At 40.7% G+C, this 25570-nt stretch carries 22 protein-coding genes, 1 pseudogene and 1 riboswitch; of the genes and pseudogenes, 7 read left to right on the forward strand and 16 right to left on the reverse strand.

Annotation, left to right across the window (positions count from 1 at the left end; genetic code table 11):
* Positions 1-4 precede the first annotated feature (4 nt).
* The 4 genes from mraY to rsmH are packed head-to-tail and all read right to left on the reverse strand — an operon-like array spanning position 5 to position 4525.
* Positions 5-985, reverse strand: a complete 981-nt coding sequence (gene mraY / locus MK482_RS04185; RefSeq protein ID WP_153220387.1) for a phospho-N-acetylmuramoyl-pentapeptide-transferase — start codon at positions 983-985, stop codon at positions 5-7.
* Between the two features lies 1 nt (position 986).
* On the reverse strand, positions 987-3242 hold the full coding sequence (pbp2X, locus tag MK482_RS04190; protein ID WP_153220389.1) for a penicillin-binding protein PBP2X: 2256 nt from the start codon (positions 3240-3242) through the stop codon (positions 987-989).
* 3 nt (positions 3243-3245) lie between these two features.
* The gene (gene ftsL, locus MK482_RS04195) at positions 3246-3563 is read right to left on the reverse strand and encodes a cell division protein FtsL (RefSeq protein ID WP_153220391.1); all 318 of its coding nucleotides are present in this window, start codon (positions 3561-3563) and stop codon (positions 3246-3248) included.
* Positions 3564-3574: 11 nt separating this feature from the next.
* Complete coding sequence (gene rsmH, locus MK482_RS04200) at positions 3575-4525, reverse strand: 16S rRNA (cytosine(1402)-N(4))-methyltransferase RsmH (protein WP_268718069.1); 951 nt, start codon at positions 4523-4525, stop codon at positions 3575-3577.
* Positions 4526-4690: 165 nt separating this feature from the next.
* Between rsmH and MK482_RS04205 the strand changes: the two genes are divergently transcribed.
* From MK482_RS04205 to MK482_RS08980, 7 genes and pseudogenes are all read left to right on the forward strand, one after another.
* Positions 4691-4885, forward strand: a complete 195-nt coding sequence (locus MK482_RS04205) for a helix-turn-helix transcriptional regulator (protein WP_001082471.1) — start codon at positions 4691-4693, stop codon at positions 4883-4885.
* A 14-nt stretch (positions 4886-4899) separates the two neighbouring features.
* Positions 4900-5442: a DUF3278 domain-containing protein gene (locus tag MK482_RS04210; protein WP_268718070.1), complete on the forward strand. Its 543-nt coding sequence runs from the start codon at positions 4900-4902 to the stop codon at positions 5440-5442.
* Between the two features lie 10 nt (positions 5443-5452).
* The gene (locus tag MK482_RS04215) at positions 5453-5794 is read left to right on the forward strand and encodes a hypothetical protein (RefSeq protein ID WP_268718071.1); all 342 of its coding nucleotides are present in this window, start codon (positions 5453-5455) and stop codon (positions 5792-5794) included.
* A 12-nt stretch (positions 5795-5806) separates the two neighbouring features.
* Entirely contained in the window at positions 5807-6382 is a 576-nt protein-coding gene (locus MK482_RS04220) for a DUF3278 domain-containing protein (protein WP_268718072.1), read from the forward strand.
* Positions 6382-6858, forward strand: coding sequence for a glutathione peroxidase (locus MK482_RS04225; RefSeq protein ID WP_268718073.1), 477 nt, complete (start codon positions 6382-6384; stop codon positions 6856-6858). Before MK482_RS04220 ends, MK482_RS04225 begins: the two co-directional genes overlap by 1 nt.
* Positions 6859-7196: 338 nt before the next feature.
* Positions 7197-13703 carry an alpha-L-fucosidase gene (locus MK482_RS04230; protein WP_268718074.1) on the forward strand — a complete coding sequence of 2169 codons (6507 nt, stop codon included), beginning with the start codon at positions 7197-7199 and terminating at the stop codon, positions 13701-13703.
* A gap of 193 nt (positions 13704-13896) precedes the next feature.
* Positions 13897-14661: pseudogene (locus MK482_RS08980) on the forward strand (tyrosine-type recombinase/integrase); the annotation flags it as partial.
* A gap of 106 nt (positions 14662-14767) precedes the next feature.
* On the opposite strand, the gene rpsI reads toward MK482_RS08980, so the two are convergent.
* The 12 genes from rpsI to MK482_RS04295 all read right to left on the reverse strand — a co-directional run bounded on the left by rpsI (position 14768) and on the right by MK482_RS04295 (position 25538).
* Positions 14768-15160 (reverse strand): 30S ribosomal protein S9, encoded by a 393-nt coding sequence (gene rpsI, locus MK482_RS04240; protein ID WP_000075964.1) that lies wholly within the window; start codon positions 15158-15160, stop codon positions 14768-14770.
* 18 nt (positions 15161-15178) lie between these two features.
* A complete protein-coding gene (gene rplM, locus MK482_RS04245) occupies positions 15179-15625 on the reverse strand; it encodes a 50S ribosomal protein L13 (RefSeq protein WP_001044624.1) in 447 nt (148 codons plus the stop codon).
* Positions 15626-15840: 215 nt separating this feature from the next.
* The gene (locus tag MK482_RS04250; RefSeq protein WP_268718075.1) at positions 15841-17040 is read right to left on the reverse strand and encodes an ABC transporter permease; all 1200 of its coding nucleotides are present in this window, start codon (positions 17038-17040) and stop codon (positions 15841-15843) included.
* Entirely contained in the window at positions 17037-17930 is an 894-nt protein-coding gene (locus MK482_RS04255) for an ABC transporter ATP-binding protein (RefSeq protein WP_070842257.1), read from the reverse strand. The genes MK482_RS04250 and MK482_RS04255 overlap by 4 nt, the downstream gene beginning before the upstream one ends.
* 234 nt (positions 17931-18164) lie before the next feature.
* Positions 18165-20570: a phenylalanine--tRNA ligase subunit beta gene (pheT, locus tag MK482_RS04260; RefSeq protein WP_268718076.1), complete on the reverse strand. Its 2406-nt coding sequence runs from the start codon at positions 20568-20570 to the stop codon at positions 18165-18167.
* Between the two features lie 76 nt (positions 20571-20646).
* On the reverse strand, positions 20647-21156 hold the full coding sequence (locus MK482_RS04265; protein ID WP_049492848.1) for a GNAT family N-acetyltransferase: 510 nt from the start codon (positions 21154-21156) through the stop codon (positions 20647-20649).
* A complete protein-coding gene (pheS, locus tag MK482_RS04270) occupies positions 21156-22202 on the reverse strand; it encodes a phenylalanine--tRNA ligase subunit alpha (RefSeq protein ID WP_268718077.1) in 1047 nt (348 codons plus the stop codon). Before pheS ends, MK482_RS04265 begins: the two co-directional genes overlap by 1 nt.
* Before the next feature lie 270 nt (positions 22203-22472).
* Positions 22473-22922, reverse strand: coding sequence for a GNAT family N-acetyltransferase (locus MK482_RS04275; RefSeq protein ID WP_025171197.1), 450 nt, complete (start codon positions 22920-22922; stop codon positions 22473-22475).
* Positions 22923-22926: 4 nt separating this feature from the next.
* The gene (locus MK482_RS04280) at positions 22927-23346 is read right to left on the reverse strand and encodes a chromosome partitioning protein ParB (RefSeq protein WP_268718078.1); all 420 of its coding nucleotides are present in this window, start codon (positions 23344-23346) and stop codon (positions 22927-22929) included.
* A gap of 27 nt (positions 23347-23373) precedes the next feature.
* On the reverse strand, positions 23374-24024 hold the full coding sequence (locus MK482_RS04285) for a phosphatase PAP2 family protein (RefSeq protein ID WP_153220449.1): 651 nt from the start codon (positions 24022-24024) through the stop codon (positions 23374-23376).
* Positions 24014-24577: an ECF transporter S component gene (locus MK482_RS04290; protein ID WP_000185834.1), complete on the reverse strand. Its 564-nt coding sequence runs from the start codon at positions 24575-24577 to the stop codon at positions 24014-24016. Before MK482_RS04290 ends, MK482_RS04285 begins: the two co-directional genes overlap by 11 nt.
* Positions 24578-24740: 163 nt before the next feature.
* Positions 24741-24975: riboswitch (FMN riboswitch) on the reverse strand.
* A 59-nt stretch (positions 24976-25034) separates the two neighbouring features.
* Positions 25035-25538 (reverse strand): tRNA (cytidine(34)-2'-O)-methyltransferase, encoded by a 504-nt coding sequence (locus MK482_RS04295; protein ID WP_000181388.1) that lies wholly within the window; start codon positions 25536-25538, stop codon positions 25035-25037.
* Positions 25539-25570: the final 32 nt, after the last annotated feature.

A 25570-nucleotide genomic window follows, 5' to 3' on the forward strand; every position in this document is an offset into this window, starting at 1 on the left:
TTTTTTACAGTAGGTATAAAAAGGCTAGCGTCAAAAGACTTGCTAATAGCCCCACTCCCCAAAAGAAGAAATCAACCTTCCACTCGCTCCAAGGATTTCCTTTACCAGACAATCCTCCAAGCTCAAAATGGTGATGTACAGGCGTCATACGGAAAATACGTTTACCACCTGTCAGTTTGAAATAACTGACTTGCATCATGACTGAAGTTGTTTCAAAAACATAAACAATTCCGATAATCAAGAGAGTCCATTCTTGGTGGAGGGCCATAGAGATAGCTGCCAGCATTCCACCTAAAGCCAAACTTCCCACATCTCCCATAAAGACTTTAGCAGGCTTATGGTTAAAGACAAAGAAACCAAGCAAACCACCAATCATGGCAAGAATCACTAGAAGAATATCCATCTGACCTTGCACATAGGCAATAACTCCATAGGCAGACAAGCTAATCACAACTGAAATACTAGCTAGACCGTCAATACCATCTGTCAAGTTGACTGCGTTTGAAAAACCGACTAGCCAGAAAAGAGCGAAGACAATATAGAAAATCCCTAGATGCACTTGGTAACCAAAGACAGAGAGCATATCGCCCCCACGCTCATAAAAAAGGTAGAAAATGACGCCACCTAGCAGCTGAAGAGCCAATTTCTGTTTGGGATTAAGGCCCTCATTGATTTTACGAAAGACCTTGAGGAAGTCATCTAAAAAACCAACCAAGCCATACAAGACCAAAATAAATAAAATCATACCAACATTGTTGCTGAGTTGGTTACTAAATAAGGCAAGAAAGAAGGCGACTAAAACAGAAGCAATTAAGAAAACCAAACCTCCCATAGTTGGAGTTCCAGCTTTTGCCTGATGCTGCTTGACATCCTCATGCATCTGCTGTCCAGTAATCTGGGCTTTTCGATAAAATTGGATAAAGGCTGGAATACCAATAACTGTTAATAAAAAGCTAAGAATTCCAGCACTAATGGAACTGATCATGTTAATCTCCTAAAGTTACTTTCAAATTTTTAATATCTTTGATGGCAGTATTGGCACGAACACTCTGTTTTTGAACCGTTTTACCTGTACCATCCCACTCTACTTCAATATTCAACCATTTGGCAAACGCTTGAACATTTTCCTGTGTCCATCCATACATATCCGGCATTTCTTCAAGCTTATCAGATAGGATTAAGATTTGCTGATTGGCTTCCAAATTATTCCCTTCAGAAACAGAACTATCTTTAATCTTAATTCCTGTTCCAATAACGATTGGTTGAACAAGGTTACGTCGTAATTCCTCTGCTAAATCACCCGGCGTGTAATCCTTAGTTGCAGGCATTGCATAACTTGTAGTCTTACTAAACTGCTCCAAATTCTTAGCAGTTGACTGAAGATTGAGTGATTCTTTCATAGCTGAGGCTCTTTCAAGAATTGGATTGGCAAACTCTCCAAGTTGAATACCTGAATAATGCTCAGGTTGTTGAACCGTCACATAGAGAATAAAGTCAGGATTTTCTGCTGGGTGCATAGAAACAACTGAGAAAATGTAGTTTGTTGAACCTGTAAGATAACCACCATTTTTCTCATCCGCAATCTGCGCAGTCCCTGATTTAAGGGCCACATTCTGACCCGGGACATTGACAGTTGCCTTGCCTGTACTATGATTATACATAGTTCCATATGTAGGGTCTGTTCCAACCATAACCATATGGTCACGCGTGACTGATGCCGCTTCTTTCGATACAGGATTCCCGACTATTTCCTTTTGAGACTTACGAACAGACTGGTCATTTGGATCATAAAGGGCACTGATAAATTTTGGTTCCAACATAACCCCATCGTTGGCAATGGCTGTAAAAGCACGTAGCATCTGGGTCTGCGTTACAGAAATCCCCTGACCAAATGCACTCATGGCAATATTAACAATATTATCTGCAGGCAATTGACCTGAATACTCATCAGTCAGACCAAAACGCGTCGGCACCCCAAACTTAAAGCGATTGAGATAATCCAGCCAAGTCGCATCTCCCATTTTCTGCTCGAGCAAGGTCATCCCGATATTACTAGAGTGGGCAAAACCTTGAGAAAAGGTCATCGTTCCACCACTTGTCAAACCTTCGTTAACGTCCCAATCTCGAATGGTTGCATCTGCCAGTTTCAACTCGCTACTGTTAAAGTATTCTCCACCAGGGAAAGTCTTATTATCAATAGCTGCTGCCAACATCATCACCTTCATGGTTGATCCTGGCTCATAGTTACTCTGATAGAGGATATCGCGCCAAACAAAGTCTTTAGTGATACCATCCTTAGTGTCTGCATTAAAGGTAGGTCTTTGAGTAGTAGCGAGGATTTCACCTGTCTTAGCACTGACCAAGGTAGCTGTCATGTACTTGCCTTTTACCTTTTCTTGAAATGCATCCATCTGTGTTTCCATGAAGGACTGCAAGGGACTTGAAAGAGTGGTATAAACATCCTTCCCGTCTACAGTTTGTTGAGAAGCTTGCTCTGTACCTGGTACAATATTTCCCAGACGATCTTTTTCGTAAGTGATAATTCCATCTGTTCCCGCAAGGATTCTATTTAGAGAACTCTCTAAACCAGATGTCCCTAATAAACTCTTGCTACCATCTTCATTTTCATGAAGTTGTGCTAGACCAATAAATGATGAAGCAAACTGACCATTCGGATAACTCCTGTTAGGACTAGTTGTAAAATCAACCCCCTCCACACCAGCAGTCTTGAGATCATTTTTAATAGCCATCATATTGGCATAAGTAATACCATTTCCTTTTGTACCAAACGATACCTGTTTCAGATTGGGCTGAGCAAGTTGTTCTGTCACATAGGACTCATCCATCTCCAGGTATTTATGAAAAATTTCTGCAACTTTACTAAATTTTGAATCTTCTACATAAAGAACTTTCCCAGTAGCCGACTTGTAGGTCTTGTCAATAACAGCATACACATTGTAAGAAGTCGCATCTTCTGCTATTGGCGTTCCATTTCGATCATAGATAGTTCCTCGTTTCGCCGGAATGGTCTTCGTTGTCTGGTGAACCTTCTTAGCCTCTTTGACCAAGTCTTTACCAAATTTACTACCCGTTCCAATAATGACCGCAAAGTTGACCAAAAAGACAGCGAAGAGTACGACTGCCAATAAACTTAGGCTCTTCCCTACTCTTCGGCGATTTTCTTCTGGTGATTTACGATTACGAACGGCAAAACGGATAATTTTTTCTTTCAATTGTTTCATATCTTACTCCGCTGTTCGGATATTTTCGTTATTCAACTGCAAATCCTTCGAGTTTGCAATTTCTTTCAAACGTTCTGAACGAATCAATTCATTAACCTCTTGCTTGGCATCATCTAGTTCTGTCTTCTTTTCTTCTATCTGAGCATTAACCTTGGTCAATTCATTCTGAACTTGTAATAGCTTTGTCTGCATAAACACAACGCTAATCGCTAAAACAATTGTAGTCAAAGCAATCGAAAGATAAAATGCCTTCTCTACTCGTGAAAATCTCTTAAACTTGGTTTGCAGCGACTGGCTTGTTTTTTCGATTCTTTCTGCCATCTTTTCCCCTCTTACTTGTGAATTTTTCTGGCCACGCGCAACTTAGCTGAGTGCGAGCGGTTATTAGCTTCTAATTCTTCTGCACTTGGCAAGATTGGCTTACGGGACACCAATTCCATCTTGGGCTTGAGATCATCTGGAATGAAAGGTAAACCTTTGGGAACTTCAACCGTTGAAGCCTCCTTAAACAATTGCTTGGTCAAGCGGTCTTCTAAGGAATGAAAGGTAATCACTGAAATTCTACCATCTAGAGCCAACATATCCATAGCCTGCTGGATGGACTCATCTGCCGCTCCCAGTTCATCATTGACTTCAATTCGAATAGCCTGGAAAATCTGCTTGGCAGGATGGCCCTTTTTCTTGAGTTCCTTGGCAGGTTTGGCCGACTTGATAATTTCTGCTAACTCAGTCGTTGTCTCGATTGGCTTGACTTCACGTGCTTGTTCAATCTTACGCGCAATCTGTTTAGAGAATTTGTCCTCGCCATATTTGAAGAAAATACGAACCAAGTCATGATAGTCATAGTGGTTCACCACTTCATAGGCTGTCAGACTAGCTTCCTGATTCATGCGCATGTCCAGGGGCGCATCCTTTTTATAAGAAAAACCACGCTCACGCTGGTCCAATTGAGGACTAGACACTCCCAAGTCATAACAAATTCCATCAATTTCCTGAACACCAGCTTCGCACAAACGTGCCTGTAAATGACGGAAATTATCCTTGATAAAGGTTACCATCCCTTTTTCGATATAGGAAGCCAAGCGTTTTTGCGCATTGTTAATGGCATTCTGGTCCTGGTCAAAGGTATAGAGATGGCCTTTTTCACTTAATTTACTTAATAAATATTCGCTATGGCCCGCTCCACCCAAAGTCGCATCAACGTAGATACCGTCAGGGTTTACGTCAAGCATATCAATCGTTTCGTGGAGTAAGACCGTTACATGATGAAATTCTTTTGTCATATCCTATCTATTTTACCACAAATCCGAATAGCTTGCACTAGTCAGACAAATAGGTCAAAAAAAGTAAGATTTCTTTAAGAAATATGTCAAATATGCTTGACATCTATTTCATAGAAGAATATAATATAGTCAAATATATACGACATAAATCAGAAAGGAGAACAGATGAATCGTGTGAAAGAATTTCGCAAGGAACTAGGCATTTCCCAGCTCGAACTCGCCAAGGATATCGGTGTCTCGAGACAAACCATCAATATGATTGAGAACGACAAGTACAATCCAACACTGGAACTCTGTCTCAATCTCGCCCGCAGCCTCCAAACTGACCTCAACAGTCTCTTTTGGGAGGATAATTTTTAAAAAGGAGCAAACTCATGAAAAAAGAAACCTTCACGGAAAAACTGATCAAACACACATACGGTATTTCTGGTCCCCTTGACGAATACAAACGGCGTGAGGCCGATCGTATTGGGAACCAAGTCTTTATCATCCTCTTTTATCTGATGATTTTCGGAAATCTTATTCCACTCCTTCTGGCCTATAAATACCCTCAAGAAGTGGCTCTAATCTATCCTCCTCTGATTTTAGTGATTGCCCTCATCGCTGCTGGCTATGTCACCTACCAAATGAAAAAAACAGGGATTACAGCTATTGATCCAGACATGCTGAGCGAGAAAGAAAGTAAGCAACTATACTACCCAGGTCTTAAAGCAGGTTTGTTCTTTGGTCTATGGATGTTTTTTATAACTCCTCTTCTAAGTATACTCATAGGTGAAGGTCAGGACTATTTTCATTCTCTTCTCACTATAAGAAATGGTGTATCAAGCATTCTCGGTTCTATTTTCTTCGGAGCGAGCATACAGTTCCTCATCTCCCGTCGCATTGCAAAAACTAAGAAAAATCAAGATGAGGATTAGGAAGTACCTTATGAAATCACTAGTAACTTTACTTACCTATCATCTTTTGTTCAGTTCTCTGCTCATCTTCATCATCGTTTCAGGGAACTTGCCAATCAGCGAGATATTCCTCGGGCTAGTCTTTATTCCAGCACTCAACAAAGGACTGACTTATCTAAAGATTGACTCCCCAAAAACACGCATACTCAACTTAGCACTATACTTTATAATTCTATCTTTTCCACAACTGATGCTCATCTCAAGCGATTGGAAATATTATTTACTGCTGACTATCGCTAGCCTTTCTTCTATCACTTATCTTTATTATCTCTATCAATTCGTTAAAGAAGTCAATCAAAAACCGCTCATTTAGGAGGTTATCAGCATGAAAAAAGAAGACTTCACCACTCGCCTACTTCGAAATCTCTTTCACATCCAAGGCCCTTTTGATGAATGCCGGCAAGAAATTATCTACAAAGCCTGTGCCCGTTCCATGGTCCAAATCGTTTATTCTTCCTTCTTCCTCTTCTTGTTTTATCTGTTATTTGGACGCTTCATAGAGGTGGTTCGCTATGCCATGCCCTACGTTTACTCTGGACTCATTTTTTTCATTACCTTAAAAACTCAGAAAGCCGTCAAAGAACTCCATCTGGAAAAAGATGACAAGTCAGAAATTATCCTCAAAACCTACAGCAAAGCCCAAATCAAATTCCGAAGCTGGATTGTGTTTATCGGTATTCAGATTGGCCTCTTTACCCTACTCATCTTTCATAAAGTCTTCGTTCAACAGATGTCCCTTCCAGATTTTGTGAAGTTGCTCATGCAATTCGATAAAAGTGTTCCTTTCCTGATGTATGGCCTGATTATCGGTAGCATTTTTGGAACCCTGACCTACGGCTTTCTATCCCTACAGGAGGAAAAAACTCCTAAAAACACCAAACAGAAGGAGAAAAGCAAGTAATGACTTCACTATACGATTTTTCAGTCTTGAATCAAGACAATCAAGAAATCTCACTAGATGCCTATCGTGGGAAAGTTCTCTTGGTTGTCAACACTGCTACTGGATGTGGTTTAACGCCCCAGTACCAAGGTCTCCAAGAACTCTATGATTGCTATCAAGAACAAGGTTTTGAGATTTTAGACTTCCCTTGCAATCAGTTTATGGGACAAGCACCAGGTAACACAGAAGAAATCAACGCCTTCTGTAGCCTACACTATCAAACCACCTTCCCACGTTTTGCCAAAATCAAGGTCAACGGTAAGGAGGCAGATCCCCTCTATGTTTGGTTGAAAGACCAGAAATCTGGTCCACTAGGAAAACGAATCGAATGGAATTTCGCTAAGTTTCTCATCGGTCGAGATGGGCAAGTCTTTGAACGCTTCTCTTCCAAAACAGACCCACAACAAATTGAAGAGGCCATACGAAAATTACTCTGATTTTTTGAATACATCCTTTCATTTAGTTTAATTTTTGAAAGGATGTATTTTTTCTTTAAAAAGCAAATGAATTTCTTTAAGTTAGATTGATTTTCTTACATTTCTCTATTGCATTTCTTGGAATAATTTAGTATATTTGTTATATTAAGGATTTTGGGTCATTTTAAATATTAAGATGGCAATTTAAATTTTTTTATCTTAAGATGAAAGCGCTTAAATAGGAGGAAGGTTATACTCAAACTATTGCACAAATTAACTATCATTAAAGAAAATCGTTTCCAAGTCATACTTGGGCTCAGACAGTAGCTGACTGTCTTTATTCAAACTAGGAGTACATTATGAATCGATACCTTTTTGAAAAAGGGCAAACTTTTAGCATCAGAAAATTAACCGTTGGTGTTGCTTCGGTTATGGTTGGACTCGCTTTTTTTGCATCTGGTACAGCACTAGCTGACGAAGCAAAAATTGAAACTACAAGCTCTCAACCAAATGTAGAAAAATTGGCCGAAGCTGAAAAATCCAAATCAGAAGTCAAAAATGAAAGTCCTGTAATTTCTAAACCTCAAGAGTCAGAGAAATCAGAAAAAACTGTTAAACCAGCAGAAGAAAAATCTGTAGCAGATACTAAGACTACTGACTTACTTCCTGAAGAAATCCACGATCAAGCTTATCCTGATACGCCCGTAAAAAACATAGATACTTCAGCAATCGTAGACAAGAAGGATAGCCCAAAAGTTGAGACAGAAAGCATTCTAAAAAACAAGGAAGAACTTCCAAAAGAAGCTGAAAATGGTAATCGTGCGATCATCAACGGTGGTCTAGATTTGAAGCACGTCCCTTATGAAGGACAACCTGCCACTGCTGCTAGTATGATTTACACTATTTACAATGGTGGTTCCCAACGCTATATCGTGTCTGGTTCTGGTATTTTTGTAGCACCAAATGTCATCTTGACTGTTGCTCACAACTTTTTAGAATCAGACCATGATACAAAAGAAGGACATATTCGAGGTGGAGATTCTGCTAAGTTTTACTATAACCTCGGTTCCAATTCTGCTGTTCGCAATTCTCAACCTGTAACGGGTAATACTACTCTTTTCAAAGAAGAAGATATTCATTTTTGGAACAAGAAAGAATTTGGAAAAGGATATCAAAATGATCTGGCTGCTGTTGTAGCACCTGTTCCTCTTCAAATCGCTAGTCCAAATAAAGCTGCTACCTTTGTTCCCTTGGCAGAAAACAAAACCTATCAACCAGGAGATCCTGTTAGCACAATTGGATATCCGACCGATTCAAGCTCACCTGAGCTCAAAAAACCAATTGTCGCTGGTCAACTTTACAAGGCTGATGGTGTCGTGAAATCTGTTGATAAGTATGATGATAAAGGCTCAAAAGGCATTACCTATCATATGACTTCTGTTTCAGGCCTTTCAGGTGCTGGTATTATCAACGGTGATGGTAAAGTAGTCGGTGTTCACCAACACGGCACAATTGAAAACGGCATCCCTGACAAAGACCGTTTCGGTGGTGGGATCGTCCTCTCACCTGAGCAAGTCAAATGGGTAAAAGATATTATCGCAAAATATGGTGTCAAAGGTTGGTACCAAGGTGATAACGGGAAACGATATTACTTTACTCCTGAAGGAGAAATGTTCAGAAATAAAACTGCTGTTATTGGTGAAAATCAATATTCTTTCGATGAAAATGGTGTTGCGACACTCATTAAAGGAATCGATTACGGACGTGTAGTGGTTCAACACGTAGATGAAACTGGTAATCCAATCAAAACTGATGATACTTTTGTCGAAAAAACTGAAGTTGGAACAGCTTTTGATTATGACTTCAAAAAAGAAATCGCTAAGACCGACTTCTATACAAAAAATCAAGAGAAATACCAGATTGTCTCTATTGATGGCGTCGAAATCAACAAACAACTCAAAGATGAGTGGACCTACAACGTCGTCAGCAAAACAGCTCCAGGAACACGGGTCATCAAGGTGGTTTATAAAGTGAATAAAGGTTCATTTGCCATTCATTATCGCTTGAAAGGCTCAGAGCAAGAATTAGCAGATGTTGTTACTGATAATAATGACGGAAAAGAATACGAGGTTTCCTTTGTAAACACTTTTGAAGCAAAAGAAATCGCAGGCTACCGCGCGATCACTCCACGCTTAGAAGCCAGCATCCAGCACAAGGGTGTGAATGATGTTGTCTTTGAATACGAAAAAATCTCTGATAGCTCTAATCCGACTTCAAATGTTTTACCTGCTGCTCACCCAGAAGATAAAGAAACAGAAATCGGAAATCACGGTCCGCTTCCAAGCAAGGCTCAACTTGATTATCACAAGGAAGAATTAGCTGCCTTCATCCACTATGGTATGAATACTTATACTAATTCTGAATGGGGACATGGAAATGAGGATCCTAAAAACTTCAATCCAACTAACTTAGATACAGACCAATGGATCCGTACTCTAAAGGAAACCGGTTTTAAACGAACTATTATGGTTGTCAAACACCACGATGGTTTCGTTATTTACCCATCTAAATATACAAATCATACCGTAGCTGCAAGTCCATGGAAAGATGGAAAAGGTGACCTTCTAGAAGAAATCTCTAAATCGGCTACTAAATACGATATGAACATGGGTGTTTACCTATCACCATGGGATGTTAATAGCCCTAAATATAAGGTAGCTACTCAAAAAGAATACAACGAATACTACCTCAATCAACTAAAAGAAATCCTTGGTAATCCAAAATACGGTAATAAGGGTAAATTTATCGAAGTCTGGATGGATGGAGCACGCGGTAGCGGTGCCCAAAAAGTAACCTACACTTTTGATGAGTGGTTCAAATACATCAAGGAAGCTGAAGGAGATATCGCTATCTTCTCTGCCGAACCAACAAGTATCCGTTGGATTGGAAATGAGCGTGGTATCGCTGGTGACCCTGTATGGCATAAGGTCAAGAAAGCAAACATCACCGAAAATGTTAAGAACGAATACCTTAACCACGGTGACCCTGACGGAGATATGTACTCTGTAGGAGAAGCAGATGTTTCCATCCGCTCTGGCTGGTTCTACCACGATAACCAGCAACCAAAATCCCTCAAAGAATTGATGGATATCTACTTCAAGTCTGTTGGTCGTGGAACGCCACTTCTTCTCAACATTCCACCAAACAAAGAAGGTAAATTCGCAGATGCTGACGTGGCTCGCTTGAAAGAATTCAAAGCGACTCTAGATCAAATGTATGCGACTGACTTTGCCAAAGGAGCAACTGTAACAGCAAGTTCTACTCGTCAGAACCATCTCTACAAAGAAAGCCACCTTACAGACGGTAAAGATGATACTAGCTGGGCACTTTCAAATGATGCTACAACTGGTAGTTTCACAGTTGATTTAGGACAAAAGAGACGTTTTGACGTCGTAGAACTCAAGGAAGATATTGCCAAAGGACAACGTATTTCTGGATTCAAGATTGAAGTCGAAATCAACGGACGCTGGGTTCCATATGGTGAAGGTTCAACCGTAGGCTATCGTCGTTTGATCCAGGGTCAACCTGTAGAAGCACAAAAAATCCGAGTTACGATTACTGGCTCACAAGCTACACCAATCCTAACCAACTTCTCAGTCTATAAAACTCCAAGCACTATCGAAAAGAATGATGGATATCCTCTTGGACTAGAATACCACTCAAATACAACGGCTGACAAGGAAGGTACAACTTGGTACAACGAGTCAGAAGGTATCCGTGGTACTTCTATGTGGACCAACAAGAAAGACGCCAAAGTCACCTATCGTTTCACAGGAACCAAGGCTTATGTTGTATCAACAGTAGATCCAAACCATGGTGAAATGTCTGTATACGTGGATGGTCAAAAAGTTGCAGATGTACAAACCAAGAACAGTAGCCGTAAACGTAGCCAAAAAGTTTACGAAACTGGTGATTTATCGCCTGGAGAACACACTATTACTCTCGTTAACAAAACAGGTGAACCAATTGCTACAGAAGGAATCTACACTCTAAACAATAACAGCAAGGGTATGTTTGAGCTTGAAGCAACTTCTTACGATGTCGAAAAAGGAAAACCTGTTACTGTTACAATTAAGCGTGTTGGTGGAAGCAAGGGAGCTGCTACCGTTCGCTTCATTACAGAACCTGGAACAGGTGTTCACGGTAAGGTTTACCAAGATACAACTCAAGATGTGACCTTTGCAGATGGTGAAACAGAGAAAACTGTTACTATTCCAACTATCGACTTCACCGAACAAGCTGACTCAATCTTTGATTTCAAAGCCAAACTCACTTCTGCGTCTGATGGTGCCCTACTCGGTTTTGCTACCGACGCAACTATTCGAGTAATGAAGGCTGATTTATTGAAGACAAATCAGACAAATTACGACGATCAGGCTAGCCAATTAGATTACAGTCCTGGCTGGAGACACGAAACCAACTCTTCTGGCAAATACCAAAATACTGAATCATGGGTATCATTTGGACATCTGACAGAGGATCAGAAGAAAAAGACAACTGTGACTGCTTATTTCTATGGTACAGGCTTAGAAATCAAAGGATTTGTAGACCCAGGTCACGGTATCTACAAGGTCTTCTTAGATGGTAAAGAAGTTCCTTACCAAGATGGTATGGGAAATGCTTCGACTATTGATGGCAAGAAATACTTTAGCGGTCACGCTGCCCAACGCCAAGGTGACCAGACTCTAGTCAGCCTAAAAGGACTTGATGAAAACTTGCACGCAGTAACTCTCCAACTAGACCCTGACAAGAATGATTTGACCAAAAATATTGGTATGCAAGTGGATCAATTCATTACACAAGGCGAAGGTAGCGAGCTATACAGCAAAGCAGAAATCCTTCAATCTATCTCTAAATGGAAAGAAGATTTATCTAACTTTAATCCTGCTGGATTGAAAGATACTGCAACTGCACGCCAAGCGTTCAAGTCTAATCTTGATAAACTCACTGCACAATTAAGTTCTGATACGGTAAATGTACAAGATGTGATGTCAACAGTCACTACTTTGCAAGATATTCTTAGCAAAGATGAAAATTACCAAAAACCTGGAAACGAAACAAGCCCAGAACAACCAGTTGAACCAAAACAACCTGAACAACCTGAACAACCTGAAATCAATTACGATAAGGCTATGGCTAGCTTGACTGAAGCTATCGAGAAAAAAGTGGCTGAACTTGGTACTAACAACGATGCTAAGAAAAAATTAGTTGAAATTACTGATAAAGCAATCGCAGCTATCCAAGAAGCGAAGACTCAAGAAGACGTCAATAAAGCCCTCAACAACGCTCTTGAACAAATCAAGCAATTGCAATCTAGCCAACCAGAACAACCGGTTGATCCGAAACAACCTGAACAGCCTGAAATCAATTATGATAAGGCTATGGCTAGCTTGACTGAAGCTATTGAGAAAAAAGTGGCTGAACTTGGTACTAACAACGATGCTAAGAAAAAATTAGTTGAAATTACTGATAAAGCAATCGCAGCTATCCAAGAAGCGAAGACTCAAGAAGACGTCAACAAAGCCCTCAATAACGCTCTTGAACAAATCAAGCAATTGCAACCTAGCCAACCAGAACAACCAGTTGAACCAAAACAGCCTGAAAAACCAATTACTTCTTCAAGTCCTGAAGAAGGGGTTAAAGAGCTTGTCTTCCAACTCCCAAGTTTGGATATTGTTAAGAAGGCAGTACCATTCAAGACTATCCGTCGCGAAAATCCACAATTAGACAAAGGGAAAGAACAAGTTCTAGCAGAAGGGAAAGACGGTTTGTTAGTTGAGTACGTCGAAGTAGATGGCGGCAATCGTAAGGTAGTTCAAACTGAATCAACTCCAGCTCTAGACCGAGTGATTGAAGTTGGGACTAAACAAAGTTCTGTAGGAACAGATACTCCACCAGTTGTGACTCTTCCTGAGTACCTTCTACCAAAAGAACCTGAAAAACCAATTACTTCTTCAAGTCCTGAAGAAGGGGTTAAAGAGCTTGTCTTTAAACTTCCAAGCTTGGATATTGTCAAGAAGGCAGTACCATTCAAGACTATCCGTCACGAAAATCCAAACTTAGACAAAGAGAAAGAACAAGTTCTAGCAGAAGGGAAAGACGGTTTGTTAGTTGAGTACGTCGAAGTAGATGGCGGCAATCGTAAGGTAGTTCAAACTGAATCAACTCCAGCTCTAGACCGAGTGATTGAAGTCGGGACTAAACAAAATTCTGTAGGAACAGATACTCCACCAGTTGTGACTCTTCCTGAGTACCTTCTACCAAAAGAACCTGAAAAACCAATTACTTCTTCAAGTCCTGAAGAGGGAGTTAAAGACCTTGTCTTTAAACTTCCAAGCTTGGATATTGTCAAGAAGGCAGTACCATTCAAGACTATACGTCACGAAAATCCAAACTTAGATAAAGGAAAAGAGAAAGTTCTAGCAGAAGGGAAAGATGGTGCTATAATCGAGTATGTCGAAGTAGATAGCAGCAATAGTAAGGTAGTTCAAACTGAATCAACTCCAGCTCTAGATAGAGTAATTGAGGTTGGAACTAAACAAAGTTCTGTAGGAACAGAGGCTCCACCAGTTGTGACTCTCCCTGAGTATGTTCTACCTAGAGAAACTGAAAAACCAGCTCCTGCAGTTGTAACAGAAGATTCACCAAGAAAAGATGAAAAAGCACCTGTTGCTACTACAGTTAAACAAGACAAGGAAAAACAACTCCCAGAAACTGGAGAACAAGAAGCAAATGCCTTCTTATTCTTGGCTGCTATTACTTCAGTATTGTCTCTACTCATCTTCCAAAAGAATTTCAAAGACTAATTAAAATCTTTACTTAATTCTTTTCAATGATTCTAGTTCCCCCAAAGAGAAGACCAGCCGGTCTTCTCTTTTTCTATATATAAATCAAAAAACATCCATAAATTTTTATGGATGTCTTAGTATATATAAAACAGAATGATTATTGAACTGACCCCAAAAAGTTAGACATAAAAAATCTAGCTTTTGGGCTGCAGTTCATTCTATCTTTGAATGGGCAGAAGAATTTGAGTATATAGAAGCTAATAAAGTTGCAAAAATATTAAGAAGAATAAAGGCCACTAAAAAGATTCAACTTGCAGAGGCAAAGAGAGAGGAAAATTTATATCTAACTCATGAACAACTCCAAGAATGGTTCTCAGCATTTCAAGAAAATTTAGATAATGATAAAATAACCCTTAAAAATTATGTCCTATTTTATCTCACTTTTTTCTTAGGCGATAGAAAATATGAAACCTATGCTCTTCAATGGAAACATATAGACTTTTCAAAATCACAGATTCAGCTAATTCAAGCTTTAGATAGATATGGGTAAGTAAAATCTACTAAGGGAAATAAGAAAACTATTTTCTCTATTTCTAATGACTTACTTCAGCTCCTTACCTCTTGGAAAGAACAACAAAAATATGAACTGGCAAAGTTTGGCATCATCAGTAATCCAGAACAATTTGTTTTTACATATATCGACACAAAAGGAAACATCAATAAGCCTTTACATGCTGACTATCTAAACAACAAAATGAAAAGTATTAGAAAGCGACATAAAGAGCTGACACATGCTACACCTCATAAACTGCGACATACAGGAGCAACGCTTGCTAAACAAGCAGGAATGAGCTTAGAAGCCATTTCTGAAGCACTAACGCATAGCGATACAGGCACAACTCAAATTTATGTCAATACTTCTAATGTAGTTCCTATGGCAGTTGGGGAATTTGCTTTAAAGTCTCTAAAACAATAAGGTAAAAATAAGGTGAACTTTGAGGTAAACTTTTTAAAAAAACACGAAAAAAGCACCCATAAGGTAAACTTTTGAGTGCTTTGAAACGTTGATATAATCGTATTGATTAACGTTTTGAGAATTGTGATGCTTTACGAGCTTTCTTAAGACCTGGTTTCTTACGTTCAACTTTACGTGAGTCACGTGTAAGAAGTCCTGCACGTTTCAATGAATCGCGGAAGTCTGGGTCTACTTGAAGAAGGGCACGAGCGATACCGTGACGGATAGCTCCTGATTGACCAGCGTATCCACCACCTACAACGTTAACGAAAACGTCGTATGAACCTGCAGTTGAAGTAACTGCGAATGGTTGGTTGATTACAAGACGAAGGTCAGCGTGTGGGATGTACTCTTCAACATCTTTTTTGTTAACAGTGATTTTACCAGTTCCTGGAACAAGGCGAACGCGTGCAACAGCGTTTTTACGACGTCCAGTACCTGCATATTGTGCTTGTGACATACTTTATTGTTCCTTTCCTTAGATAAGTCCTGAAATATCAAGAACTTCTGGTTGTTGTGCAGCGTGAGTGTGCTCAGCTCCAACAAATACTTTCAACTTCATACCTTGAGCGCGTCCAAGAGTATTGTGTGGAAGCATACCTTTAACTGATTTCTCGATCAAACGTACTGCATTTTTAGAACGAAGTTCACCTGCAGAGATTTGTTTCAATCCACCTGGGTGGTTTGAGTGAGTGTAGTAGATTTTATCAGTTGCTTTTTTACCAGTCAATTTAACTTTTTCAGCATTGATAACAATCACAAAGTCACCTGTATCAGTGTGTGGTGTAAATGTTGGTTTGTTTTTTCCGCGAAGTACGCTAGCAACTACTGCAGAAAGACGTCCAAGTGGTACATCAGTTGCGTCAACTACGTACCATTTACGTTCAACTTGGCCTGGTTTAGCCATAAATGTTGTTTTGTTCATGATTTCTCCTATATATAGTTCGATTTTTGTTTACGGTGATGGGTGTTCCTTCCCATCGAAAAGTATTTGGAAGGTTCCGGGGCCTTTCAAATGGGGTAAACAATACCGCCTACTATAATACCAAATTTCACCCCTAAAAGTCAATAGATATGAAAAATATTTTTCTGAATTCCACTCTTTTTATCTCTAAAAAACCTCGCTTTCGCGAGGCTCTTCTATTTATAAGATAAGGCACGTTTAAAGGTTTTCCAAGGACCTAAATCATCTGTTTGCAGAACGAGACTAGCATACATACGCCCGATAAAGATTGTTGCTGTTACTGCAAAAGCAATCGTAATAGCAAGCGAAATCCATGCTTCTAACCCATTTGCATAACCATTAATAGCTCTAAACGGCATGAAGAAAGTCGAAATAAAGGGAATATATGAACCAATCTTCAAGATGAGATTGTCACCAGCTGCACCTAGAGCTGTCACTCCAAAAAAACCACCTATAATCAAAATCATCAAAGGCGACAAGGCTTTTCCTGAGTCCTCAGGACGAGAAACCATAGAACCTAGGAAGGCTGCTAAAACAACGTACATAAAGAGGCTAACCAAGACAAACAATAAGGTGTTGAGCGAGAAAGCCTCTCCTATATGATTTAAAATACCAGATTGTGCCAAGATTGGTAGGTCTTTAAAGAGAAGAATGGCAGCAAGTCCACCCACGACGTAAATGCCAATATGGGTCAAAATCACAAGAAGCAGAGCCAGCATGCGAGCGTAGAAATAATGACTAGCTCGGATACTAGAGAAGACCACCTCCATAATTTTGGTTCCTTTCTCGCTAGCCACTTCCTGAGCAGTGACACTAGCATAGGTAATCAAAATCATATAAAGGAAGAAACCAAGCCCTGCGGCCGCAATGGTTTGAACAATTTTTTTGTTTTCCTTAGATTCATCAATCTTCTCAGTAAAATCAACGGTTTGACTCAGGCGTTTTTCCTGTTCTTGAGACAAATTAGCCGCCGAGCGATTGAGTTGGTATTGCAGTTCGTTGAGCTTATTAGTTACTGCTAGCTTGATGCCTGTTTCAAGAGAAGTTTCACCATGATAGACGGCCTTGAGGACGCTGTCCTCTTGGTCAATGGTTAGGTAACCCTTGATTTTCTCATCTTTGATAGCAGCTTGGGCACTGGCTTCATCCTTATAATCAAAGTTGATACCATTGGTACCCTTGAGCCCATCTTCCACAGATGGCACAGTTGTTACTACTGCTATCTTACTATTCTTGGCCATAGAAGACCCTTGGAGGTAGCCAATTCCCCCAGATAGACCGATAAACAAGAATGGTGAAATCACCATAAAGAAGAAACTCCACGACTTGATGTGTCGAAGATAGGTTTCCTTGATTACAACCCACATATTTCTCATACTTCCACCCCTGATTCTAGTTTAAAGATTTCATCAATTGTTGGCGCTTGCTGGTCAAAGGTTGCGATGTATTGCCCCTGAGTCAAGATTGGGAAGAGTTCCCTTCCAGCGCTCTCATCCTCTAAGATCAATTTCCAACTGCCTTGTTTGGTCAAACTCACCTGCTTGACATGAGGAAGATTTTCCAATTCTTCCTTGCTTCGTTCACTTGAAACAAAGAGACGCGTTTTCCCGTATTGATTGCGGACATCCTGTACCGGTCCATGCAAGACCACACGTCCATCTCGAATCATGAGAATATCGTCACAAAGCTCCTCGACGTTGGTCATGACATGATCAGAAAAGATAATGGTTGCTCCGCGCTCTTTTTCCTGAAAAATAACTTGCTTGAGCAATTCTGTATTGACTGGGTCCAATCCACTGAAAGGCTCATCCAAGATAATCAAGTCTGGCTCATGAATCAGAGTAATAATGAGCTGAATCTTCTGCTGATTCCCTTTTGACAGACTCTTGATTTTATCAGTCAGCTTCCCTTTCACTTCCAACTTCTTCATCCATTGAGGGAGTTTTTCCTTGATTTCCTTAGCATCCATGCCCTTTAGAGTCGCCAAGTAACGAACTTGTTCAAGGACTGTCAATTTAGGCATGAGACTGCGTTCTTCAGGCAGATAGCCAATCCGAGCGTAGGTCTCTTGACGAATACCCTGACCATCTAGACTGATTTCTCCTTGATATTCTAAAAACTTCAAAATACTGTGGAAAATTGTTGTCTTCCCAGCACCATTTTTCCCGACTAGTCCTAAAATACGACCTGGTCGCGCTTGAAAGTCAATACCAAACAAAACTTGTTTGGATCCAAAACTTTTCTCTAGACTTCTTACTTCTAGCATATTTCACCTCCGAAATGTCTTGCACTCATTATACTCCTTTTTGATAGCCTTTACAATGATTTCTGTCCATTTTTATCATTCTCATTTTAGTAAAAAATCTTGGGGTACTTTGAGTTATGAGTACATTATACAGTGTAAACTCCAATTTATCTTCTCTGTTCCTCAACTGTCTATTTTTGATCCTGAATTGTTATTTGAAAAGCAAAAATCCACCCCGAAGGATGGATTGATGAGTTAACGCACTTCTGCATTCACTTTTTCTTCGAGAGAAGCTTGGATTTTTTCCATATAGCGTGCGACTTCTTCGTCCGTTAAGCTATCTTCCGGATTTTGGAAGGTCAAGCTATAAGCCATTGACTTCATACCAAGTCCCAATTTCTCACCTGAGAAGACGTCAAAGAGTTTGATATCTGTCAAACGTTTCACACCGGCAGCTTGGATAGCATCCACAACTTCTTGGTGAGTCACTTCTGCCTTGAGGAGAAGGGCAACGTCACGGCTGACTGCTGGGAATTTAGTAATTTCTACAAATGGAGTAGCAGGTTGAAGGGCTACTTCGATGGCTGAAAGGTTGAGCTCAGCTACATAAGTTTCTGGAATATCGTAAGCCTTGGCAGTGACTGGATGCACTTGACCAAGGAAACCAAGAACTTGGTCACCGAGTGAAATCATAGCTGTACGACCTGGGTGGAGGCTTTCAATTTCAGCTGTAGCTGTATAGATCACTTCTAGTCCCAAACGAGCAAAGAGGGCTTCAAGGATTCCTTTAGCATAGAAGAAATCAACTGGAACTGCTGCTGTTTGGAAGTCTTTTTCAGCAACCAAGCCTGTCAAGGCAAAGGCAAAACTGTTGATCTCATTTGGAAGTTCTTCTTTTGGATTACCTGTTTGTTCAAAGACTTTTCCAATCTCGTAAAGGGCCAAGTTTTTGTTCTTACGAGCTACGTTATAAGCCACCGTATCAAGGATACCTGAAATCATATTTTGACGGAGGACAGAGCGGTCCACTGTCATTGGCCACATGAGTTCTGTAAGGTTACTTGGTTGAGCCGTAAACTCAACTGCTTTTTCAGGAGTTGTTAGAGCGTAGGTGATAATTTCTGTCAAACCTGCTCCTTCAGCAATGGTACGAACTTGACGTCGAAGTTTTTGTGTCGCTGTCAATTCACCAGCTGTCCCATCGTCTTTTGGTAGACTAGTTGGCAAGCGGTCATAACCATAGATACGAGCGATTTCTTCAAAGAGATCTGCTTCTATTGTGATATCCCAACGACGACGTGGTACGCTGACTGTAAAGCTGTCTGCATTTCCAGAAAGACCAAAGCCAAGACGACGGAAGACGTCTTCTACATCCGCGTAAGAAAGTTCTGTACCAAGGACACGGTTAACATCAGCAAGAGTTGAAGAAACTTCCACATCAGAGGTATCAAGCTCACCCGCTGAAACGATACCTTTACGCACCGTCGCACCTGCAAGTTCTGCAATCATGCTAGCTGCCGCATCAAGGGCTTCATTAACTGTTGCCATATTAATGCCTTTTTCAAAGCGAGAAGATGACTCAGAACGAAGGTTGAGGCAACCACTAGTCTTACGGATAGATTTTCCATTGAAAACAGCAGCTTCAAGGACAACACGACTAGATTTTTCAGAGATTTCTGTTGCTTGACCACCCATAACACCTGCAAGGGCTACTGGCTTGTCCGCGACAGTGATGACTAGGTCATTTGTTTCCAAGTCACGTTCTTCACCATCCAAGGTCACTAATTTTTCACCAGCACGCGCTTCACGCACACGGATGTCAGTTCCTTCAAAGGTATCCAAGTCAAAGGCATGCATTGGTTGACCAAAGTAGAGCAGGATGTAGTTTGTCACGTCCACCACGTTGTTAATAGGACGGATACCTTCATTCATAAGAAGGTTTTGCAACCATTGTGGACTTGGTGCGATAGTAACATTGTCCAAGATACGAGCTGCATAGTAAGGCGCCTTGTCTGTCTCAATGCCCACAGAAAGAGCATCTGCTGCAGCTTGGTCAGTTTCTGAAAGAGTAAATTCTTTAAAGTTGACTGCCTTATCATAGATGGCTGCCACTTCGTGAGCTACCCCACGCATAGAAAGAGCGTCTGCACGGTTTGGTGTGATAGACAGTTCGATGATTTCATCATCCAAGTCTAGATATGAGAAGACTTCATCCCCAGGAACGGCATTTTCTGGCAAGATTTGGATGCCATCTGCGAATTCCTTAGGCACAACTGAGTCAGAAATTCCCAATTCACCAAGTGAACAGATCATTCCAAGTGACTCAAGACCGCGGATTTTCCCTTTTTTGATCTTGTAATTGTCAGCAATGCGAGCTCCTGGAAGAGCCACCATAACCTTGATACCAGCACGCACATTCGGTGCACCACAGACGATTTGACGGGCTTCTTCTTCGCCAACGTTAACCTGACAAACATGGAGGTGAGTTTCTGGTACATCTTCGCAGGACAAGACCTCACCGACGACAATTTTTGAGAGACCAGCAGCCGGTGATTCGACACCTTCTACCTCGATCCCTGTAGTTGACATTTTTTCAGCCAACTCTTGCGATGGCACATCAATGTCCACCAATTCTTTTAACCATTTATAAGATACAAGCATAATTTAGTTCTCCAGAATGACCATTGCCACTCTAGTTCTTTTCCTTTCCTATCATTTCAATAGAAGAATCATCTTCTTACCTTAATTTCTTTCTCAGTAACCAATCTGTATCTACTTTTTGACCAACCATAAAATGATGTTGGCTAAATTTTTCAAAACCATATCGATTATAAAACGCTTGAGCTTTTGTATTATGCTCCCAAACACCCAGCCAAGCCCAAGAAAAACTATTTTTTGTAGCAAGTTCCAGAGCGAATTCAAAAAGTTGCTTACCTAGTCCAAATCCTTGGAATTTTTGTAGCACATAGAGGCGTTGAATTTCAAAAGCATCCTCTAATTCTCTCTCAGTCTGAGCACTGCCCCAGTTGACTTTGAGAAAACCAGCTATCTCCTCTTCATGCATAATGAAATAGGTTTCGGATTCTGGATTTTCCAACTCAGTTGACAAAACTCTCAGACTATAAGCCTCTTCAAAGTATTCCTGTAACTGCTCTTCCGTATTATCATGAGCAAATGTTTCACGAAAGGTTTGTTTGGCAATTTTGGACAACACCCCAATATCTGCCTTTTCTACTTTTCTAATCATTATTTAAACTGTTCTGAGAAGCGGACATCTCCTTGGTAGAATCCACGGATATCATTGATTCCGTAACGGAGCATAGCTACACGCTCTTGTCCAAGACCAAAGGCAAAGCCAGAGTAAACAGTCGCATCGATACCACTCATTTCAAGGACACGTGGGTGAACCATACCGGCCCCCATAATTTCGATCCAACCTGTTTTCTTACATACGTTACAGCCTTCTCCACCACACTTGAAGCAAGAAACATCCACCTCAACAGATGGCTCTGTGAATGGGAAGTAGGATGGACGCAGACGGATTTGACGCTCTTCACCGAACATTTTTTGGACAATCAACTGCAGGGTTCCTTGAAGATCTGCCATAGAAATGTTCTTCCCAACAACCAAGCCTTCGATTTGGTGGAACTGGTGACTGTGAGTCGCATCGTCCGTATCACGACGGAACACACGCCCTGGCGAGATCATCTTCAAAGGACCTTTAGAAAAATCATGGGCATCCATAGCACGCGCCTGAACTGGAGACGTGTGGGTACGGAGCAAGATTTCTTCAGTGATATAGAAAGTATCCTGCATATCGCGAGCTGGGTGGTCTTTGGGAAGGTTCATACGCTCAAAGTTATAGTAGTCTTGCTCCACTTCAAAACCATCCACGACTTGGTAACCCATACCGATGAAGATATCTTCGATTTCTTCACTGGTTTGTGTGAGGACGTGGCGGTGACCAGTCGCAACTGGACGACCTGGAAGGGTCACATCGATACTCTCACTTGCTAATTGAGCTGCAACTTTCTTTTCTTCCAAAAGCTTAGCAGTTTCTTCAAAAGCTGCTGTCAAGACATCACGCGCTTCATTGACATGTTTCCCGATAATCGGACGCATCTCAGCAGAGACACCTTTCATCCCTTTGAGGATTTCAGTGAGCGATCCCTTTTTACCAAGGACAGAGACACGCAAATCTTGCATCTCTTTTTCATTTTCAGCAGTAATCTGCTTCAAGCTAGCCAGCGTTTCTTCACGAAGCGCTTTTAATTGTTCTTCAATAGTTGACATAATTCCTCCATCAGTCGCTCGTAGATAAAAAGAAAACCACATGCCAAAAACTCCACTCGGAGCGTTGACACGCGGTACCATCCGTTTTCATCTGACAAGTCAGACCTTCATTTCTAAATCCATGCGCAAGTGAATTCACCCAGCTTTCATATAAAGAGCTTGCAGTCACGGCTCTCCTCCCTGATATACTTCCCTTGAGTTACTAGTCTTGCAGATTTCTATTCAATTACTACATAGTTTATCAGATTTTGAGTTAAAAAACAAGTTAGATTAGACTAATTTCAATACAAAACTCGTTCCTTTTTCTGTTGCTCCATTTTCCACAAATCCAAGCGACTTGAAACAGCGCCTAGATACATGATTGTAAGTGTAGATTTCCTTGACTCTCAATTCTTTCCATCCTTTTATTCGAGCCAATTCAATCAAAGTACTTAGGATCTTTTTTCCAAGTCCTCGATGTTGGTAAGCGGGATTTCCAATCACAATGGGGAGATTGTCCTGAGATAGTGTAACATCCCCAATTGGAAACCATTCACCCTTCTCCTTGACTTCAATCCAAAAAAGCTCACCATGCTGATCCAAATAGGAATACATGGCTTCCAAAGTTTCTTGACTATAAGGAAGCTTCACCCCATCTACGAGGTGAACCAAGTTCACATCCTGATACCAAGCAAGAGCTTCTTCACAATGATTGACCTTATAATAAGGAACAAGACGCAGTGAATTATCTATTTGTAGGGTCTGTTTCATCTGCTTTCCTTTTCAACAAAAGAGTTGCTGCTTGATTAAAACCATCACACCAGTTATACCATTTTGCTTCATACTCATCTTGAGCTAAGATATGATTTTTTAAGTCCAGAACAGAGTAGATTTTTCTTTCTTTGCAGGCTTGCTCATAGAGATGATATAGTTCATCACCACCATCTCTATCCCACTCAGCAGAAATTGTATCCCGACCTGCCAATAAAGCCTGATAAGCCCTGTGATGCTCATCTGTAATCAACAAGTAATCTCCAAAGGCAAGAATACTGATTGGATCGACTTGGATTGTTTCTGCAGACTGGTAAAGCATCTGAATATCTTGCAACTTCTTTTCTGATAAGTATAGTTGAGTCGGATGAAAATCTGCTATATTGACTTTCATTTCTTTCTCCTCAAGAGAATTTGATATTCACTTCTGCTTGCCTTTAAATCGCCATTGGAAGCGGAGCTTATCATAAAAGGGAAACTCGATAAACAAGACTCCCAAGCCCACACAGAGACTAGCAAGGACATCTGATGGGTAATGAACTCCCAGATAGACCCTTGATACCAGCACACTAACTAGGTAGAACCCAAGGGCAATTTGCACGATTTTTCTCCAGACCGGATCTTTAATCCGTTGACTGAGGATGACAATCAGAGTGCCGACCATCAAGGTTACAGCCAGAGAATGCCCACTTGGAAAGGAAAATCCCTTCTCCTCTACCAAGTGTAAGATATCTGGCCGTGGGCGCTGGTAGATATTTTTAAAGGTCACGATTAAAAGACCTGCCAAAGCCAGATTTCCCAGCATGAAGAAACTTTCTATCTTCCATCTCTTAAAATAAAAGATAAAGGCTGTAATGACAACCCAAGTGATAATCACTGGAATATCAATCAAGCGTGTGATGGCCCTAAAAAGAATAGTCAAGTAATCTGGCAAGTCTCCTCGAACGGCAGTCTGTATCGGTTGGTCAAAACCGACCAGCGTTTCAGGGTAAAATTTGACCATGTAGCCAAGAATAACGAAAAGTAAAAGGGCAAAACTGCCCTTCATTAAAAATGTTTGTTTATCTTTCATAGTGTTTTAAGGTTGGTTTCAAAAGGACGTACAACAACCAGAATGAAACGGAAAAGATTACACCCTCAATCAAGTTAAAAGGTAATACCATGGTCATTAGGTAGTTGGAAAGTCCCAAAATTTTTCCAATATCAAAGTTAGCAAACTTAGCGTACAAAGGAACAGCATAAACATAGTTGAGAACCAACATAGCCACGGTCAAGCCAATAGTTCCAGCTAGAGAGCCTAGTAGGAAACGAAGGGTTGTCCGTTCCTTTTTCCAAATCAAAGCAAATACGATGACAAAAACTCCCAAAGCTACGATATTCATCGGCAAACCAATGTAAGTATTCACTCCTTGACTATTAAGAAGCAATTTCAAGAGTGAGCGAAGCAAGAGAACTCCTAGAGCAGCAGGCAAATCCATGACCACCAAGCCCACAAGGACTGGCAAGATACTAAATTCGATCTTGAGGAAGGACGCCGCTGGCAAAAGCGGAAAGTCAAAGTACATCAGCACAAATGAGATGGCTGATAGAATTGCAATGGTCGAAAGTCGACGTGTGTTTGTCATAACAGGTTCCTCCAATTTTCTATAAAATCAGAAGAAGTTAGAAAGGATTCCTCTATCTATTCTCACTTTTTATATCCCAAAAGTTCCCTCTCACTCTATTAAGGAAATTCAAGCAAGCGGTTACAGTTTAGCTATAAATCTATCAGAACAGACAAAGCTATTCTTTCGTCTTCTCCCATCCAGACTATACTGTCGGTTGTGGAATCTCACCACATCAGCTTGCGCTCGCGGACTTCTTTAAAGAGAAGGAAATAGAGATTTTTCTTTTAGACTAGGCGACAAGCTGTAGGCATAACTTCTGGTTAGGCAAAGCTTGTCAACAAAGTATAAAAGGAAAAGATCATTTCCTAGTTAAAGTCACCGCCGGTCGGGAATCACACCCTGCCCTGAAGACTCTTTTATCATAACAAAAAACGCTTGCAAGCGCAAGCATTTTGTTCATTTTCATTTTCATTTTTTATTTCAATTTATCCACTTCATAGGTATGAACAAGCTCAAGACCTGCAAAATTCTGCTGGCGAAGAGCCTCATAGACAATCATGCAGACGGTATTAGACACATTGAGACTGCGGACATGTTCATCATTCATGGGAATACGGAGAGCCTTTTCAGGATGTTCGCGCATAAAGTCCTCAGGCAAGCCCTTGTCTTCGCGTCCAAATAGAAAATAATGGTCTTCGTCAGTCGATAAATCTACCTCAGAATACACTTTCTCAGCAAATTTTGAGATCAGATAGAGTTTTCCCTTCATCTGAGACATGAAATCCTCTAAACTCTCGTAAAAATAAATCTCTAGCTTATCCCAATAATCCAAACCAGCTCGCTTCATCTTGCGGTCATCGATAGGAAAGCCCATAGGCTTGATGATGTGGAGGGGAGAATTGGTTGCAGCGCAAGTACGCGCGATATTGCCTGTATTTTGTGGAATTTGTGGTTCAAATAATACAATGTGATTTGTCATGACTTGCTTCCTTTTACCATTGCAAAAAAATA

The organism is Streptococcus mitis (assembly GCF_026782865.1).
GTDB classification, from domain to species: domain Bacteria; phylum Bacillota; class Bacilli; order Lactobacillales; family Streptococcaceae; genus Streptococcus; species Streptococcus mitis_CG.